This is a genomic window from Morganella morganii, from assembly GCF_041099235.1.
Taxonomy (GTDB): Bacteria; Pseudomonadota; Gammaproteobacteria; order Enterobacterales; family Enterobacteriaceae; genus Morganella; species Morganella morganii_E.
Genome location: NZ_JBFZSO010000002.1, coordinates 490,385 through 508,529, shown reverse-complemented (window position 1 = coordinate 508,529; position 18,145 = coordinate 490,385). Strand labels below are relative to the sequence as shown.

The 18,145-nt window shown below is 51.4% G+C and carries 17 protein-coding genes; 11 read left to right on the top strand and 6 right to left on the bottom strand.

Features of this window, described 5'->3' with window-relative positions:
• Positions 1-5: 5 nt before the first annotated feature.
• The 4 genes from clpX to bolA form a co-directional block, all read right to left on the bottom strand.
• The gene (gene clpX / locus AB7038_RS05665; RefSeq protein ID WP_072869489.1) at positions 6-1,286 is read right to left on the bottom strand and encodes an ATP-dependent protease ATP-binding subunit ClpX; all 1,281 of its coding nucleotides are present in this window, start codon (positions 1,284-1,286) and stop codon (positions 6-8) included.
• Positions 1,287-1,394: 108 nt separating this feature from the next.
• A complete protein-coding gene (clpP, locus tag AB7038_RS05660; RefSeq protein ID WP_004240392.1) occupies positions 1,395-2,015 on the bottom strand; it encodes an ATP-dependent Clp endopeptidase proteolytic subunit ClpP in 621 nt (206 codons plus the stop codon).
• Between the two features lie 265 nt (positions 2,016-2,280).
• The gene (gene tig / locus AB7038_RS05655) at positions 2,281-3,591 is read right to left on the bottom strand and encodes a trigger factor (protein ID WP_072869487.1); all 1,311 of its coding nucleotides are present in this window, start codon (positions 3,589-3,591) and stop codon (positions 2,281-2,283) included.
• Positions 3,592-3,861: 270 nt separating this feature from the next.
• Positions 3,862-4,191, bottom strand: coding sequence for a transcriptional regulator BolA (gene bolA / locus AB7038_RS05650; protein ID WP_369452907.1), 330 nt, complete (start codon positions 4,189-4,191; stop codon positions 3,862-3,864).
• A 178-nt stretch (positions 4,192-4,369) separates the two neighbouring features.
• Here bolA and AB7038_RS05645 point away from each other — a divergent pair, with 178 nt between their 5' ends.
• The 9 genes from AB7038_RS05645 to AB7038_RS05605 all read left to right on the top strand — a co-directional run bounded on the left by AB7038_RS05645 (position 4,370) and on the right by AB7038_RS05605 (position 14,146).
• Positions 4,370-4,951 carry a YajG family lipoprotein gene (locus tag AB7038_RS05645; protein ID WP_072869482.1) on the top strand — a complete coding sequence of 194 codons (582 nt, stop codon included), beginning with the start codon at positions 4,370-4,372 and terminating at the stop codon, positions 4,949-4,951.
• A 93-nt stretch (positions 4,952-5,044) separates the two neighbouring features.
• A complete protein-coding gene (gene ampG / locus AB7038_RS05640; protein WP_369452906.1) occupies positions 5,045-6,532 on the top strand; it encodes a muropeptide MFS transporter AmpG in 1,488 nt (495 codons plus the stop codon).
• Positions 6,533-6,773: 241 nt separating this feature from the next.
• Positions 6,774-7,532 (top strand): nucleoside-specific channel-forming Tsx family protein, encoded by a 759-nt coding sequence (locus AB7038_RS05635; protein WP_004236449.1) that lies wholly within the window; start codon positions 6,774-6,776, stop codon positions 7,530-7,532.
• 357 nt (positions 7,533-7,889) lie between these two features.
• A complete protein-coding gene (gene cyoA / locus AB7038_RS05630) occupies positions 7,890-8,849 on the top strand; it encodes a cytochrome o ubiquinol oxidase subunit II (RefSeq protein ID WP_108656283.1) in 960 nt (319 codons plus the stop codon).
• Between the two features lie 3 nt (positions 8,850-8,852).
• Complete coding sequence (gene cyoB / locus AB7038_RS05625; protein WP_004240399.1) at positions 8,853-10,844, top strand: cytochrome o ubiquinol oxidase subunit I; 1,992 nt, start codon at positions 8,853-8,855, stop codon at positions 10,842-10,844.
• Positions 10,834-11,448, top strand: a complete 615-nt coding sequence (locus tag AB7038_RS05620) for a cytochrome o ubiquinol oxidase subunit III (protein WP_107678502.1) — start codon at positions 10,834-10,836, stop codon at positions 11,446-11,448. Before cyoB ends, AB7038_RS05620 begins: the two co-directional genes overlap by 11 nt.
• Positions 11,448-11,780, top strand: a complete 333-nt coding sequence (locus tag AB7038_RS05615; RefSeq protein ID WP_004236445.1) for a cytochrome o ubiquinol oxidase subunit IV — start codon at positions 11,448-11,450, stop codon at positions 11,778-11,780. Before AB7038_RS05620 ends, AB7038_RS05615 begins: the two co-directional genes overlap by 1 nt.
• Positions 11,781-11,791: 11 nt before the next feature.
• Complete coding sequence (gene cyoE, locus AB7038_RS05610) at positions 11,792-12,676, top strand: heme o synthase (protein ID WP_024474585.1); 885 nt, start codon at positions 11,792-11,794, stop codon at positions 12,674-12,676.
• Between the two features lie 108 nt (positions 12,677-12,784).
• Entirely contained in the window at positions 12,785-14,146 is a 1,362-nt protein-coding gene (locus AB7038_RS05605; RefSeq protein WP_369452905.1) for an MFS transporter, read from the top strand.
• 42 nt (positions 14,147-14,188) lie between these two features.
• Here AB7038_RS05605 and AB7038_RS05600 read toward each other — a convergent pair whose 3' ends face one another.
• Positions 14,189-14,680, bottom strand: a complete 492-nt coding sequence (locus AB7038_RS05600) for a YajQ family cyclic di-GMP-binding protein (protein WP_004236442.1) — start codon at positions 14,678-14,680, stop codon at positions 14,189-14,191.
• Positions 14,681-14,838: 158 nt separating this feature from the next.
• Here AB7038_RS05600 and panE point away from each other — a divergent pair, with 158 nt between their 5' ends.
• Positions 14,839-15,741, top strand: coding sequence for a 2-dehydropantoate 2-reductase (panE, locus tag AB7038_RS05595; protein WP_368889363.1), 903 nt, complete (start codon positions 14,839-14,841; stop codon positions 15,739-15,741).
• The gene (gene yajL, locus AB7038_RS05590) at positions 15,710-16,327 is read left to right on the top strand and encodes a protein deglycase YajL (RefSeq protein ID WP_368889364.1); all 618 of its coding nucleotides are present in this window, start codon (positions 15,710-15,712) and stop codon (positions 16,325-16,327) included. Before panE ends, yajL begins: the two co-directional genes overlap by 32 nt.
• 41 nt (positions 16,328-16,368) lie before the next feature.
• On the opposite strand, the gene AB7038_RS05585 is transcribed toward yajL, so the two are convergent.
• Positions 16,369-18,081: a DUF7057 domain-containing protein gene (locus AB7038_RS05585; protein WP_369452904.1), complete on the bottom strand. Its 1,713-nt coding sequence runs from the start codon at positions 18,079-18,081 to the stop codon at positions 16,369-16,371.
• Between the last annotated feature and the right edge of the window lie 64 nt (positions 18,082-18,145).

Sequence of the window (18,145 nt, the reverse complement as noted above, 5' to 3'; positions counted from 1 at the left end):
TTCCGTTACTCGCCGGAAACCTGAGCTTCCGGTTTGCGGTAAATCAGCATCGGTTCTGTCTGATTGGTTATCACGTTTTCATCGATAACCACTTTTTCGACATTTTCCATCGACGGTAAATCATACATCGTGTTGAGCAACGCAGCCTCAACGATGGAACGCAGACCACGGGCACCGGTTTTACGGTTCATTGCTTTTTTCGCAATGGCAACCAGTGCTTCACGGCGGAACTCAAGTTCAACATCTTCAATGCTGAACAACGCCTGATACTGTTTTGTCAGCGCGTTTTTCGGCTCCTGAAGGATCTGAATCAGCGCATCCTCACTCAGTTCACCGAGCGTTGCCACGACAGGCAGACGGCCGATAAATTCCGGGATCAGACCAAATTTGATCAGATCTTCCGGTTCAACCTGAGCCAGTAATTCGCCTTCTGTCGCTTTGTCTTTCTCGCCGCGCACTTCCGCACCGAAGCCGATACCGGAACGGGTGTTCAGACGCTGACCGACCACTTTATCCAGACCGGCAAACGCCCCGCCGCAGATAAACAGAATTTTCGAGGTATCAACCTGTAAAAACTCCTGCTGCGGATGTTTGCGCCCGCCCTGCGGCGGAACGGCAGCGATAGTCCCTTCAACCAGTTTCAGCAGTGCCTGCTGAACGCCTTCACCGGACACATCACGGGTAATCGACGGGTTATCTGATTTACGGGAGATTTTATCGATTTCATCAATATAGACGATACCGCGCTGTGCTTTCTCCACATCATAGTCGCATTTCTGTAAAAGCTTCTGAATGATGTTTTCCACATCCTCGCCCACATAACCGGCTTCGGTCAGTGTGGTGGCATCTGCCATAGTGAACGGCACATCCAGGTAGCGGGCCAGAGTTTCAGCCAGCAGGGTTTTACCGCTGCCGGTCGGGCCGATCAGCAGAATGTTACTTTTACCCAGTTCCACGCCGTCAGCGGTTTTATCGCCGTTGCGCAGACGTTTGTAGTGGTTGTATACCGCGACTGCCAGCACTTTTTTAGCCAGTTCCTGACCGATGACATAGTCATCGAGGTGCTGACGAATTTCATGAGGCGTCGGCAGTTCACTGCGTTCACTGCCACGGGCCGGGATCAGATCTTTAATTTCTTCACGGATAATATCGTTGCATAAATCAACGCATTCATCACAGATATACACTGACGGGCCGGCAATCAGTTTTTTAACCTCATGCTGACTTTTTCCGCAGAAAGAGCAGTACAGCAGCTTTCCTGAACCGTCTTTGCGTTTGTCTGTCATCAGTAAACCTCACTTAATCAGTACAGCTCACCGCCTGTGAGCCGCAAAAAATGTCACAGCACCGCAGTACCCTGCCGCCCGGCAGGATACGGTCAGTGCCTGTGTTACTTACCGGTGTGTGTAAATATGGTCAACCAGACCGTATTCCTGCGCTTCTTTCGCGGACAGGAAGCGGTCACGCTCGGTATCACGCTGAATTTCCTCAACGGATTTACCGGTATGGTGAGCTAATAAATCATTCATGCGTGCTTTCACTTTCAGAATTTCCTGAGCATGAATTTCAATATCAGTGGCTTGTCCCTGATAGCCGCCCAGCGGCTGGTGAATCATCACCCGGGAGTTCGGCAGACAGTAACGTTTGCCCGGCGCACCTGCCGCCAGTAAGAAAGAGCCCATTGAGCAGGCCTGGCCCACACAGATGGTGCTGACCTGCGGCTTGATGAACTGCATGGTGTCATAAATGGACATCCCTGCGGTGATCACGCCGCCCGGTGAGTTGATATAAAGACTGATGTCTTTTTCCGGGTTCTCAGCTTCCAGGAAGAGTAACTGTGCCACGATCAGGTTTGCCATATGATCTTCAACCTGGCCGGTTAAAAAGATAATACGGTCTTTTAATAAACGGGAATAGATATCGTAGGAGCGTTCACCGCGTGAAGTCTGCTCGATAACCATCGGCACCAGCGCCATGTTGGGTGCGAAAGTATCCTGATTGTCGTGATATGACATGTCCATCTCCTGATTGAATTTTATTGGTGCCTGGCGGATACCGGTTATTTTACTTGAGATCCGGTGCGATGACCATGCGCTATACGCGATCCGGTCATATAAGCAGCATATACTGTCCGGCAGATACCCTGTATGGCAAATATGGGGGATAACCACCGCAGTTTTCAAGGAATATTGTCAGAAATGACGAAAAAACCGCAGGCAATACACATTGCCTGCGGTTTTATATCAGATAAACAGCCTTCGGCCGTTCACAAAGAGAGGATTAACCTGCTGCCTGAACCTGGTTCATCAGATCAGTGAAGCCGGTTTCTTTATCTGTCACTTTTGCTTTCGCCAGAACAGTTTCAACAGCCTGTTCTTCCAGTGCCAGATTGCGGATACCATCCATCATCTGTTTGTTTTTGTTGTAGTATTCTACAACTTCAGCCGGATCTTCGTACGCTGATGCCATTTCTTCGATCAGTGCATTAACGCGATCATCTTCAGCTTTCAGTTCGTTAGAAGAAATCACTTCGCCTAACAGCAGACCAACCATTACACGGCGCTTAGCCTGGCCTTCAAACAGTTCGCGTGGCAGTTCCATCGCCTGTTTTTCAGAGCCGCCGAAACGCTGTGCCGCCTGACGGCGCAGTTCTTCGATTTCGCTGTCAACAGCTGCTTTCGGTACATCGATTTCGTTTGCTTTCAGCAGACCATCGATAACCTGGGATTTGATACGGTTGCGTACTGCGTTTTTCAGTTCGCGTTCCATATTTTTGCGGATTTCCGCTTTCAGACCTTCCAGGGAACCGTCGCCGATACCGAAACGTTTGATGAACTCTTCAGTCATTTCCGGCAGTTCGCGCTCTTCCACTTTTTTCAGGCTGATAGCGAATTTAGCTGCTTTCCCTTTCAGGTTTTCAGCGTGGTAATCTTCCGGGAATGTTACTTCGATGTCGAATTCTTCACCGGCTTTGTGACCCACGATACCGTCTTCGAAGCCCGGGATCATACGGTTCTGGCCCATGACCAGGACGAAATCAGAAGATTTGCCGCCTTCGAACTCTTCGCCGTCAACAGAACCGGTGAAGTCGATAGTGATGCGATCGTCAGCTTTAGCTGCGCCTTCAATCACTTTCCACTCAGCCTGCTGTTTGCGCAGAGTCTCAACCATGCCGTCGATGTCTTCGTCTTTGACTTCAACAACCGGTTTTTCAACTTCGATTGTTTCCAGACCTTTCAGCTCAATTTCAGGGAAGACTTCGAACTCAACAGTGTAAGTGAAATCCTGACCTTCTTTGTACGGCTCATCAACTTTGTAGTCAGGCGCGCCGACAGGGTTGATTTTGTTTTCGATGATAGCGCTGACAAAGTTACGTGACATCAGGTCGCTCAGTGCATCCTGAACCGCCACATCGCCGTAACGCTGTTTGATGATGTTGTGCGGCACTTTACCTTTACGGAAACCGTCGATACGTGCTTTCTTGGCGATTTCAGCTAATTGTTTAGTTACTTCTTTGTCAATATCGGCTGCAGGAACGGTGATTAATACACGACGCCCAAGGCCTTCAGTCGTTTCAACAGAAACTTGCATCTTATTACCTCAAAAAAGTCTATTGCTCGGTCAACTCCATATCTCACACCGGCCCGATGCCTGTGTGAAACGATAATGAACCGGGGCGGTCGCATTTAAAAACCGAGTTCCCTTATATTCAGAAGCGTCCCGAAACCATACGGAATTTCAGACGCGACATTATAGCGATGCTGACAGGCCGCGTCGAGAAGTGCAGACAAAAGAGTCTGAATTTCACCCTTTTTCTGTTAAATTTTGTGCTGTGCGCTGCTTTTTCACTCAAACAGCGGCTTACTTTCCGCCACCGTGACAACGCGGGGACGGATTCACCGGGCCCTGACTGTGATTCCACTCATCCGGGGTATAAGTATGCAGCGCCAGAGCATGAACCCCGCCTGCCAGCTCATCAGCCAGCAGCGTGTACATATGACGGTGACGGGCCACCGGGCGCATGCCCGCAAAGGTCTCACTGACCACCACCACCTTAAAATGGGTTTCCGATCCCGCCGGAACATTGTGCTGGCTGCTCTCATTCACTACATCAATATAATGAGGGATAAGCGCGTGATTCAGTTTTTTTTCAATACGCTGCTGCATTACAGCAGGAAATGATGCCGACATAACTATCCTTCCGGTCAATACTGGCTTTCAGAGAAAGCTCAGTGTAGTGAGTTTTTTATCAAAATCCATACCATTCGCGGATAAAGCCGATTATCATCATGCGTTAAGCCGAACACTCACGCCCCGGCGTTTATCCGGTGCTGTGACTGACTTCAACAACTTGTAACGGATTCATATTATGTTGAAAAAATACCTCCTCCCGCTGTTCGCAATGCTCTTACTGGCCGGGTGTCAGGCACCGTCCAACACCCTGTCCATTGAACCGGTGATGAAATTACCGTCTGCGGATCCGACGCTCGGTGCCGCCACCATCTCTATCACCGGTGTGGATAAACGCCCGTCACAGACTCTGGCCGAATTCAGCCGTAACGGCCAGCTGGCACAGCTGCGCCCGTCCCGTGATCTGCGTTTCCTGATGCAGGAAACCCTGGAAAAACAGATGACCGCGCGCGGTTTTATGATTGGCTCACCGGCAAATGCCAATGTGCAGATTTCCATCAATACCTTTAAGGCGGATGTTCAGGAAGGCAGCCTGCGCCATAATATCACCGTCAATATTGATATTACTGTTCTCGCCACCGCGCAGAATAACAGTACAAAGAGCCGGACTTTCCGCACCAGCTATAATGTGCAGGGCCCGTTAAGCGCCAGCAATGAAAAAATCACTGACGCCTTTAACCGCGCACTCAGCGATATCGTCGCGGACATGGCTCAGGATACCCAAATCAGCCAGTTCATTAAACAGAACACCCGCTACTAATCTGCTGTGCCGCCCGCAGCCGGATAACGCCGGGCGGCCTGTTGTTTTCAGTCACTGTCAATGCGCCGCAGCCTGCGGCGTGTGAGGATAATCATGCTCCGGAGTATTTGGGCGACATACAGCGAGCGTAATGCCCGTATTCTTTTACTGCTCGGTTTCGCATCCGGATTACCGCTGGCACTGACCAGCGGCACACTCCAGGCCTGGATCACCGTCGAAAACGTGGATATCAGGACCATCGGGTTTTTCACCCTTGTCAGCCAGGCCTATGTGTTTAAATTCCTGTGGGCACCGTTTATGGATCGCTACCAGCTGCCGTTCCTCGGACGCCGCCGCGGCTGGATGATCACCACACAGCTTCTGCTGGTTGTCAGTATTGCCGGCATGGGGATGCTCAAACCGACGGAACACCTCTGGTGGCTGGCTGCAGCTGCCGCGATTGTTGCGTTCTGCTCAGCCTCACAGGACATCATTTTTGATGCTTATAAAACAGATTTGCTGTCCGCGAAAGATCGCGGTACCGGGGCTGCGATATCAACCTTAGGTTACCGGCTGGCTATGCTGCTCTCCGGCGGCCTGGCACTGTTTATCGCCCACCGTTATACCGGCTGGCAGAATATGTACCTGCTGATGGCGGGAATGATGCTGATTGGTGTGTTTGCCACACTGAGAGCGAAAGAGCCGGAAACCGATGCCCCGCCGCCGCGCACGCTGCGTGAGGCTGTCCGGGAGCCGCTGGCGGAGTTTTTCTCCCGCAACAATACCTGGCTGCTGTTACTGCTGATTGTCCTTTATAAGATGGGGGATGCCTTTGCCCTGACACTGAGCACACCGTTTCTGATCCGCGGAGCCGGGTTCGGTCCGGATGAAGTGGGGCTTATCAACAAAACCCTGGGACTGGCTGCCACGATCGTCGGTGCGCTGTACGGCGGTTATCTGATGCAGCGCTGGAGCCTGTTTAAGTCCCTGATGTTCTTCGGGATCCTGCAGGGTTTTTCCAACCTCGGCTACTGGGTGCTGTCTGTCACGCCGCAAAATATTTATATGATGGGTGGTGTGGTATTCATCGAGAATATCTGCGGCGGGATGGGTACGGCGGCCTTTGTCGCCCTGCTGATGACACTCTGCAACCGGTCATTTTCTGCCACACAGTTTGCGCTGCTGTCAGCTCTGTCTGCTGTCGGTCGTGTCTATACCGGCCCGTTTGCCGGCTGGATGGTGGAAGCCTACGGCTGGAGCTGGTTCTATCTGTTCACCGTGTTTGCTGCGGTTCCGGGATTGCTGCTGCTGATGTTGTGCCGCAAAACACTGCTCTACACCCAGAAAACAGAACAATTTCTGCCGAGGCGGCATTTCCGCAACGGCTACCGGACAGCGATGTCGCTGCTGGGTATTACAGCGGTGCTGTTCACGGCCAGCCTGATCCTGCTGCTGACCGGGGTATTTGAACTGACACCGGGCTTTATTCCTGACACGCTGAAAGGCGATCTGTTTATTTACGGCCTGAATATCGGTATTGCCGGGCTGTTCCTCGGCGGACTGCTCGATTATTGTGCACTCCGCCGCGATAAACTGGCCTGACAGGCTGCTACGAATATCAGAAAAAATTCAATCAAAAGTTTATAAAGCCGGTTTTTACCGGCTTTTTTTATTGTTAATTTTAGATATAAGTCACAATTTTTGTAATTTATTTCCCAAAATTACATTCAAAACCACAAATACGTCACATCACCCATTTTCCTTTTTGTGCCTTCACCCTATATTCGCGCTGTTACTTCTGACTTCTGTATTCTTTAACGACCAAATAAACAGCTAATAAATTATGAAAAAAACGACTATTGCAGCCCTGATCGCTGCAACCGCCGCGTTTTCTGCGCAGGCTGAATATCAGTGGGGTTTTGCTAACGTCAGCATGAACTATCTGGACTGGACCCCGCATACCACTCACAAAAGCGGCAACAGCACGCACAAGGATGACTTTGCGTATCTGGAGCTTGAAGGCGGTGCCGGTTTCAGCTGGGGTGAGCTCTATGGTTTCTTCGACCTCGAGAACGCGTTTAACAGTAAAAACGATTCCGATGCCGGTGATAACCAGCGTTACACCTTCAAAACCACCGCGCGTATCTACCTCGGTGATACCGGTTTCAACGCCTACGGCCATGTCTACGGTACTTACTCTCTGCCGGGTAACGGCGGTAATTTCCATGAAGTGAACACCCTGTACGGTATCGGTTATAACACCGAATTCAACGGCTTATGGTTCAAACCATTTGCTGCCCTGCACTATGTTGATCAAACGTTTTACAGCGGCAACAACGGCTATGTCCTCGGCTGGGTTGCCGGTTATGACTTCAACCTGTGGAATGAAAAATTCAGCGTCACCAACTGGAACGAAATCGAGCTTAACCGCAACGATCGTTACGGTAACGGCGGGCGTGACGGCGTCAACGGCGCACTGGCCTTATGGTGGACACCGGTTCCGTCAGTGACAACCGGCATTCAGTACCGCTATGCGGATAACAAACTGGGTGAAGATTTTTACCAGCAGGCTGTGGTTTACAGCATAAAATATAACTTCTAGATCACATTTTTCCGCTGCGGGGGGCAAAAACCCCCCGTATTTTTACCAGGAAACTGTTTCTGAACAAAAAAATTTCACCATTACATCACATAAAGTGTAATAATCAGTGTTTCATCCTTTCGGTATTTCCTTCCCTAATCTAAGCTTAAATATAAATTTGTCTCCTGATTGTTAAAATCGTTATTTTTATTTCACGATTTCATAAAATTTGGCTCACTTGTGATCCTTTTAACATAAAGAGGCAACAAACCAACCAATCTTATTACATATATTTACACTGATCTTACCTTGCCGTAATATGTGCGGACTGATGAAACGACAAGAGTACTTGAGTACCTTTGTTTTTGGGGTCGTTGGATGAGACTTATGAACTACAAAAAGAGTATTGGGGTAATCTCGCTGCTCGCATCTGCACTTTTGCTGGGCGGATGCGATATGGCACTGATGAACCCGAAAGGCACTATCGGTGCTGAGCAAAAAACACTGATTTTAACCGCCATTGGTCTGATGCTCATTGTGGTTATTCCGGTCATTATCATGGCAATCGTTTTTGCCCTGCGTTACCGGGAAACCAGAAAAGCAACTTACCGTCCTGACTGGGCGCATTCCAATAAAATCGAGCTGGTCGTCTGGACTGTTCCGATCATTATCATTCTGATCCTGGGTACCATTACATGGAAAACCACCCATGAGCTGGATCCGTACAAGCCGCTGGTCAGTGACCAGGAGCCTGTCACCATCCAGGTTATCTCAATGGACTGGAAATGGTTATTTATCTATCCGGATCAGGGCATTGCCACTGTCAATGAGATCGCATTCCCTGTCGGTGTTCCTGTCAATTTCAAAATCACCTCTGATTCTGTGATGAACTCGTTTTTCATCCCGCAGTTAGGCGGCCAGATTTATGCGATGGCAGGTATGCAGACCAAACTGCATCTGATTGCGGAAGAGCCGGGCGTGTACAAAGGCATTTCTGCCAGCTACAGCGGCCACGGTTTCTCTGACATGAAATTTACCGCCACTGCCACCCCGACACGCGAAGCCTTCGATGAGTGGGTTGCGAAGGTGAAAGCCTCACCGGACACCCTGACCACCACCGAAGCGTTTGACGCACTGGCAAAACCGAGTGTGAACAACCCGGTTGTCTATTTCTCCGCTGTCAAACCAAACCTGTATGTTGAGACCATTAACAAATTTGGTCACAGCGGTCACGGTGCGGGGAAGACACACGAAGGCGAAAGCCATTCAATGATGAACATGAGCGCAGATGAACACAGCAGCCATATGCCTGCAGCTCATGCCGGGAATGAGGGGTAAAGCATGTTCGGAAAATTAACACTGGATGCCATCCCCCTGCATGAGCCTATCGTTGTAATTACGGTACTGGGTATCATTCTGGGTGGTGCTGCACTTGTCGGTCTTATCACCTACTTCCGCAAATGGACGTGGTTATGGACTGAATGGTTGACCACCGTTGACCATAAAAAAATCGGTATTATGTACATCATCGTTTCGATGGTGATGCTTATCCGTGGTTTTGCTGACGCCATTATGATGCGCGCCCAGCAGGCCCTTTCGTCTGCCGGTGAAGCCGGATTCCTGCCGCCTGAACACTACGACCAGATCTTTACCGCCCACGGCGTTATTATGATCTTCTTCGTCGCGACACCGTTTGTTGTCGGCCTGATGAACCTGGTTGTGCCGTTACAGATCGGCGCCCGTGACGTTGCCTTCCCGTTCCTGAACTCCCTGAGCTTCTGGTTCTTCGTGGTCGGCGTGATGCTGGTGAATATCTCTCTGGGTATCGGGGAATTTGCACAGACCGGCTGGCTGGCCTATCCGCCGCTGTCGGGACTGGAATACAACCCGGGCGTCGGGGTCGATTACTGGCTGTGGAGTCTCCAGATATCCGGTATCGGTACATTGCTGACCGGGGTGAACTTCTTCGCCACCGTACTGCGTATGCGCGCACCGGGCATGTCAATGATGAAAATGCCGGTCTTTACCTGGGCGGCATTCTGTACCAACATCCTGATTATCGCCGCGTTCCCGATTCTGACTGTCACCTTAACCGGCCTGACATTAGACCGCTACCTGGGCACCCATTTCTTCACCAATGATATGGGCGGCAACATGATGATGTACATCAACCTGGTGTGGGCATGGGGCCACCCGGAAGTGTATATCCTGGTTCTGCCGGTCTTCGGGGTCTTCTCTGAAGTCACTGCGACATTCTCGAAAAAGCGCCTGTTCGGCTATACCTCACTGGTATGGGCAACTATCGCGATTACCGTACTGTCCTTTATCGTCTGGCTGCACCACTTCTTTACCATGGGCTCCGGCGCTAACGTCAACGCCTTCTTCGGTATCGCCACGATGATCATCTCCATTCCGACCGGGGTGAAGATATTCAACTGGCTGTTTACCATGTATCAGGGGCGTATCGAATTCAAAACCCCGATGCTCTGGACGGTCGGCTTTATTATCACCTTCTCCGTCGGTGGTATGACCGGGGTTCTGCTGGCCGTGCCGGGGGCAAACTTTGTCCTGCATAACAGCCTGTTCCTGATTGCACACTTCCATAACGTCATCATCGGCGGTGTGGTCTTCGGTTGCTTCGCCGGTACCGCTTACTGGTTCCCGAAAGCCTTCGGTTTCACCCTGAACGAAAAATGGGGTGTCCGCGCATTCTGGTGCTGGTTCATCGGTTTCTTTGTTGCCTTTATGCCGGTTTACGTGCTGGGCTTCATGGGAATGACCCGCCGTATCAGCCAGAACATTGACCCGACCTTCCACACCATGCTGTTAATCGCAGCTGTCGGCGTGGCTATCATCGGTGTCGGTATTCTGTGCCAGGTTATTCAGTTCTACGTCAGTATCCGTGACCGCGACCAGAACCGCGACCTTACCGGGGATCCGTGGGGCGGCCGCACGCTGGAGTGGGCAACCTCTTCACCACCTCCGTTCTATAACTTTGCTGAAGTACCGGATGTTCAGTCCCGTGATGAATGGTGGGATATGAAAGAAAAAGGCACCGCGCATAAACGTCCTGCAAAATATGAAGAAATTCATATGCCGAAAAACACGGCAGCAGGTGTGATTATCGCCGGTTTCAGCCTGATCTTTGGTTTCGCCATGATCTGGCATATCTGGTGGCTCGCGATTGTCGGTTTCGCCGGCATGATCGTCACCTGGATTGCAAAAAGCTTCGACGAAGATGTGGATTACTATGTTCCTGTGGCTGAAGTCGAAAAAATCGAAAACGCCCACTACGAACAACTGAGCAAGGCAGGTGTGGATAATGTCAACTAATACCCTGACTCAACATAATAACGCCCATGATAATCATGGGCATCACGATGCAGGTGCGACCAAGGTCTTCGGATTCTGGGTCTACCTGATGAGTGACCTGATTCTGTTTGCGAGTCTGTTCGCCATTTATGTGGTGCTGAAAGACGGCACCGCCGGCGGCCCGTCGGGCAAAGAAATCTTTAACTTACAGTTTGTACTGGTGGAAACCTTCCTGCTGTTATTCAGCAGTATCACCTACGGCTTTGCCATGCTGGCAATGAACCGCAATCAGGTGGGTCAGGTTAATCTGTGGTTATTTGTCACCTTCCTGTTCGGCCTCGGCTTCGTGGCGATGGAAATCTATGAATTCCATGAATTAATCAGCGAAGGTTACGGCCCTGACCGCAGCGGCTTCCTGTCCGGTTTCTTCACCCTGGTGGCAACACACGGTCTTCACGTCACAGCCGGTCTTATCTGGATCATCATCATGATCATCCAGACCAGCCGCCGCGGCCTGACCGAAGTGAATAAAACCCGCCTGAACTGCTTAAGCCTGTTCTGGCACTTCCTGGACGTGGTCTGGATTTGTGTGTTCACCGTTGTTTATCTGTTGGGGGCACTGTAATGAGTCATTCAAATACAGCCGGTACCGGGGCAAGCCACGGTAGTGTGAAAACCTATCTGATCGGCTTTATATTGTCGGTCATTCTGACAGTCATCCCGTTTTATATGGTGATTGAGGGAACCGCCTCAACATCTGTGCTGCTGGCGACTGTTGTGATTACTGCTGTTGTTCAGATTCTTGTTCACCTGGTGTGCTTCCTGCACATGAATACCGCGTCTGAAGAGCGCTGGAACCTGATTGCGTTCCTGTTCACGCTCCTCATTATCGGTATCGTGGTCGTGGGTTCACTGTGGATTATGTACAACCTGAACATCAATATGATGGTTGATTAAGAGTTGCCGATATGATGAAGCAATACCTGCAAGTGACCAAACCGGGAATTATTTTCGGAAATTTAATTTCTGTGGTCGGGGGATTCCTGCTCGCCTCCAAAGGTGACATTGATTACCCCCTGTTCATTGCGACATTGCTCGGTGTCTCGCTGGTCGTGGCCTCCGGTTGTGTTTTTAACAATTACATCGACCGCGACATCGACTCCGTCATGGAACGCACGAAAAACCGCCCTCTGGTAAGAGGGCTTATTGACCCGAAAATCAGTCTGGTTTATGCCTCTGTGCTGGGTATTGCCGGCATGGTGCTGCTGTTAGTGGCCGCCAATGCAGTGGCAATGCTGATTGCTGTTGTCGGCTTTGTGGTTTATGTCGGGGTTTACAGCCTGTACATGAAACGCAAATCAGTCTACGGCACACTGGTCGGCAGTCTGTCCGGTGCCGCACCGCCGGTTATCGGCTACTGCGCGGTAACAGGTCAGTTTGATACCGGTGCCCTGATCCTGCTGTTAATCTTCAGTTTATGGCAGATGCCGCACTCCTACGCGATCGCCATCTTCCGTTTCAAAGATTACCAGGCAGCCAATATCCCTGTACTGCCGGTGATTAAAGGTATTTCTGTGGCGAAAAACCACATTATCCTGTACATCATCGCCTTTATGTTTGCCACACTGATGCTCGCCATCAGCGGGTATGCGGGATATAAGTACCTGATTGTCGCCGCGGCAGTCAGTGTCTGGTGGCTGGGCATGGCGTTATCGGGCTATAAGACAACGAATGATCGTGTCTGGGCGCGTAAGCTGTTCGTGTTCTCCATTGTCGCTATCACGTCACTCAGTGTGATGATGTCTGTTGACCCCAGTGTCTCCGGTGATGTTCTGCTGGCTTACAGTCGTTAACACACACTTTCTGTAATAACAAAATGGCAGGGCTCCCCTGCCATTTTGTGTTTAGCAAAAACCACAAATCTCATTAGAATGTGGTGTCTGTTTTTTTGAGGTTATCCCATGAACGATAATAAAATGACCCCGGTTGAGCGTCGCGCGACCTGGGGGTTAGGCTCGGTATTTTCTCTGCGCATGCTCGGCATGTTCATGGTATTGCCTGTTATCACCACGTTCGGACTCGATTTTAAAGACGCCACCAGCACCCTGATAGGTTTTGCCATTGGTGTCTACGGCCTGACCCAGGCTATCTTCCAGATCCCCTTCGGCCTGCTTTCTGACAAAATCGGCCGCAAGCCGCTGATCGTCGGCGGGCTGATTATCTTTATGGCGGGCAGTATTGTTGCCGCACTCAGCCACTCCATCTACGGCGTGATTGCCGGACGGGCACTCCAGGGCGCAGGTGCGATATCCGCTGCCGTCATGGCATTACTGTCCGATACCACCCGCGAGCAGAACCGTACCAAAGCGATGGCGTTTATCGGTATCAGTATCGGGATCACCTTTGCCGTTGCCCTGGTACTCGGCCCGGTACTGGCGGATATCGTCGGCCTGTCCGGCCTGTTCTGGGGCATTGCCCTGCTCGCCTTTCTCGGGATCCTCGTCACCCTGTATGTGGTGCCGGACAACAAGGAGCACCGCCAGAACCGGGAAACCGCCGTGGTAAAAGGCGCGATTAAGCAGGTGCTGATGGATAAGCAGCTCGCGCGGCTGAATTTCGGGATCCTCGCCCTGCATACACTTCTGATGGCCACCTTTGTCGCCCTTCCTCTGGTGATGAGTGATGCGGGGCTGGCACGGGAATCTCACTGGAAAGCGTATCTGTACACGATGCTGATCGCCTTCGTGTCTGTTCTGCCGTTTATTATTTATGCGGAAAAGTACCGCAAAATGAAGCAGGTTTTTGTCAGTTGCGTAGTTATGATGGCGCTGGCGGAAATCGTGTTTCTGCTGGCAGGCAAAAACCTGTGGCTGCTGTACGGCGGGTTACAGATTTTCTTTATCGCCTTCAATGTGATGGAAGCGATTCTGCCGTCACTGATCAGCAAAGAAGCGCCGGCTGGCTATAAAGGAACGGCGATGGGGATCTACTCCACCAGCCAGTTTATCGGAGTGGCGCTGGGTGGCAGCCTCGGCGGACTGCTCTACGGCATCAATGGTGCGGTAACGGTTTTCGGCGGAGGCCTGATACTGACACTTATCTGGCTGGCCGTCAGCCTGACACTGCGTCAGCCGCCGTATGTCAGCAGCCTGCGCCTGGATTTACCGGAAAATGACGTGAATAATCCGGATATTGCAGTGAAATTACGCGAACAACCGGGTGTGCGTGATGTGGTGATTATTACGCAGGAGCGGGCGGTGTATGTGAAAACGGATACCAGACTGTCAAACCGCAAACAACTCGAAGCCGTTTTACAGGGCTGACAAGAACCGGCAACCGTACTGATGCAGGTTGCCGGATAACACTCAGTCGCGGAAGTTTTTGAACTGGAAAGGCTGCCCCAGTTTCCCTTCGCGTACCAGTGCCATGACAGACTGTAAATCATCACGGGATTTGCCGGTCACCCGGACTTCTTCACCCTGGATTTGTGCCTGCACTTTCAGTTTGCTGTCTTTGATCAGCTTGACGATCTTTTTCGCCAGTGCAGCATCGATCCCCTGTAACAGGGTTGCTTCCACACTGTACAGCTTACCGCTGTGAACAATCTCATCCGGTACAGTCAGAGACGCACCGTCGATTCCGCGTTTCGCCAGTTTTTCCCGCATAATATCAACCAGCTGATTGACCTGGAAATCAGATTCACTGGTCATTTTAACACTGTTATTTTTCTCATTGAGCTCAATTGTGGCGGTAATGTTGCGGAAATCCCAGCGGCTGGTCACTTCACGCTGTGCGTTTTCCACGGCATTGCGCACTTCATGTAATTCAACTTCAGAAACAATATCAAATGATGGCATCGGAAGACCTCCCTATATTCAACTGACCGGCATAATACCGGGTTTATCAAACCAACAAAAGCACTATATTTCCCGCTATATTTACTAAGGTGCAAACGGCCAAAAAGTGGTATTATTCAGTGATATTGCTCACATCTTTTTCGCTGTCCGGAGTCCTTATGAAAATAACAGTACTGGGTTGCGGCGCAATCGGGAAACTCTGGCTCGCTGCACTGTCAGGCAATCATGAGGTGCAGGGATGGATGCGTATTCCCCGGCCCTACCTGAATGTGAATATTGACTCTCTGAACGGAGAGCCGTTTTACGGGCAATTTACCACAAACGATCCGGAATTCCTCGCACAAACCGAATTATTACTGGTTTGCCTGAAAGCGTGGCAAACCTCCGAAGCTGTGAATCAGTTGCTGCCGCAGATACCGGAATCCTGCCCGGTGTTACTGCTGCACAATGGCATGGGTGTGGCGCGTGAATTATCCCTCTGCCCGAACCCGCTGCTGACCGGCATCACCTCCCACGGCGCATTTGAAGAAAACGGCCTGCTGCATCACAGCCGCCGGGGACTGACCCACATCGGTCCGGTGAATGAACGCGCCCGTCATTACGGCCATCTGGCGGATATTCTGCATGATGCACTGCCGGACGTAGCCTGGCATGATGAAATTGATGCAGCCAGCTGGCAAAAACTCGCCGTAAACTGTGTCATTTCCCCGCTCACCGTTATCTATGACTGCAAAAACGGCGAACTGATGGCACATTTGCCGCAAATCCGCGTGCTGTGTGATGAAGTGGCAGAAGTGATGCTGCGTGAGGGGATCCACACTGACGGTGATGATATCTATGAATACATTCTTCATGTGATTGAAAAAACCGCCGATCACAGTTCCTCCATGCGCCGGGATATCCTTTACGGCCGTTATACCGAAATTGATTACATCACCGGCTATCTGCTGCAACGCGCCCGCTATCACGGGATCCTGCTGCCGGAACATATTCACGTTTACAGCCTCGTCAAACAAAAAGAGGAACAAAATGCCCCCTTCAGTTCTCATTTGTCTCGCTGACGGCTGCGAAGAAACCGAAACCGTCACCACCGCTGATCTGCTGGTCCGTGCCGGTGTGACGGTCACACTCGCCAGTGCCAATGATGACGGCAGTTGCCTGGTCACCGGTTCACGCGGGATCCGCATTATGGCCGATATCCCGCTGGTGCGGGTGGCGGACACCCCGTTTGATGCCATTGTGCTGCCGGGCGGCCTGAAAGGTGCGGAGAATCTGCGTGACAGCCCGCTGGTGATTGAAAAAATCCGCCGCATGCATTGTGACGGGCACATTGTTGCCGCTATCTGCGCGGCACCGTCTGTCATTCTGGTGCCCCACAATCTGTTTCCGCTCGGCAATATGACCGGCTATCCGGCACTGGAAGATAAAATACCGGCAAAACAGTGGGTCAATCAGCGGGTCTATTTTGATGAGCGCGTTAATCTGCTGACCAGCCAGGGCCCCGCCACCGCCATCGATTTTGCCCTGCGTCTGACAGAGCGCCTTTGCGGACAGGAAACCGCCGCGAAAGTCGCGGCGGAATTAGTGCTGCCACCGGGGATATGGGATTATCAGGACACCCCTTACCGCTCCCTGGCAGATAACTGATAAAAACGCCCGGCGCTCTGTGATGCCGGGCATTTTCATATTTACTGTACCTGTGGTTCCGGTGTCACCATCATCCAGACTTTGGGTTTCAGTGAATAATGTCCCGCTTTCAGCGCCGCCCAGGCCGCCTGCTTCTCTTCTTCAGAGGCATACTGAATATCCTGGTAATCACGTTCTTCCCAGACCTGTTTATCCGGCTGACCATCTGTAACTTCTGTGGCTCGCTGCCAGACCTGACAATAGAACGATAAATCAGAATAACCGTTAACACAGACCAGCGCATCATCCTGTCCGTCGCCGTCCGCATCCGCCATAAAACCGAGACACTCTCCGTTCGCGGAGGATTCCGTACAGAACCAGCCGCGTGTCACATCCGGTTTTCCTTCCCACCAGGATTCCGGCAGCGGCGGGCTGCCCGGTACTGTGAGCATGACCTCCCGCAGTGTCCGGCGGTTATCCTGATCATAAGAGGAGTATGTCAGTGCTTTATTGTATTCCGGATTTTCATTCAGCACCGCGAGTACCGCCTCTCCCCGTTTCCCCAGGTCTTCCAGGGTATAACGGATATCAGAAGTGACTTTGATTCTGCCCTTTTCAATACCCGCCAGAATACTGTTTGCCGTGATCTGTTTAAAATCCGCCAGCGGACTGCTGATCACCAGAATAACCGCCATCAGCGTCAGTAATCCGGCTTTGTTGACCGGCCCGAGCAATACGGCCCATCCGCTGCGTTTCCATAACAGCGCCGCACTGTACGCCAGCACGACCACCGCCAGAAACAGCGCGATACAAAATCCGTATAACCGATCCATACTCCAGCTGTATTGATTAACCCGCACCAGAATGCCGTAAACTGATGACAGTGAAAAAACGTTCAACAGCAGCACACCGGCCAGCACCACGCCGTTGAGCCAGGAGCGGAAACGCGGCACACATGCATTACCGTAAACCAGATTCAGCAGAATGATATTCAGCGCGACAAACCAGATCATGGTGAATGAACCCAGACCACTGACACGAACACCGGTGACCACGGATAACAACAATCCGCCTGCCGCAATGACACCAATAACGGTCAGCAGCGGTAACAGTACCCGCGCCACATACCCGGCGATTTTTCCGGTGCTGAACGTAAACACAGTCCGGATAAACACAAGGCTGATATTGAACCCGAGACAGAAACTCATCCAGAAATACAGAGAATCATTCAGCCAGTTACTGAGAAATTCCAGATTCACAATCCGGAACAGATAAACCGCCAGAAACAGCATCCCCATCACCAGCAGGCCGATAAACCCCGCCAGCGCACCCAGCACGGTATTTCTGACATACTGCTCTGTCAGCAGCGCATAATCCGGGTTCCACGAACCGGACAACTGCCGCAGCTGAAACCACGGCAGAATCAGCCAGAACAGCAGTACCAGCAGAGGAATGAGTGAAGAGAGCTCACGGGTGTGACCTGCCGTTGCCTCACTCAGATACCAGAAATTCATCCAGACACAGAGAACGGCTGTCAGCAGCAGCCCGGCCCAGAGTGCCGCTGAGGAAAACAAGTTAATCAGATAACTGAATACCGACGGCACAAACAGCGCCAGCAGCATCGGCAGCCAGACCAGCGACCCCGGCACCTGCCACGAACTGCGGATAAGGTAATCGGATGTTGCATTCAGTGTAACCCCCTGAAGGAGCGCCACCACAATAACAATAAAATAGATAAAACGGCTTGCCGGTGCCTGAACCGCACTGTTTTTCATTCTGAAACCCCGTCAGTAATGGATGTTGCTGCCGGACAGCATAGTGCCGGAACGGGCACAACGG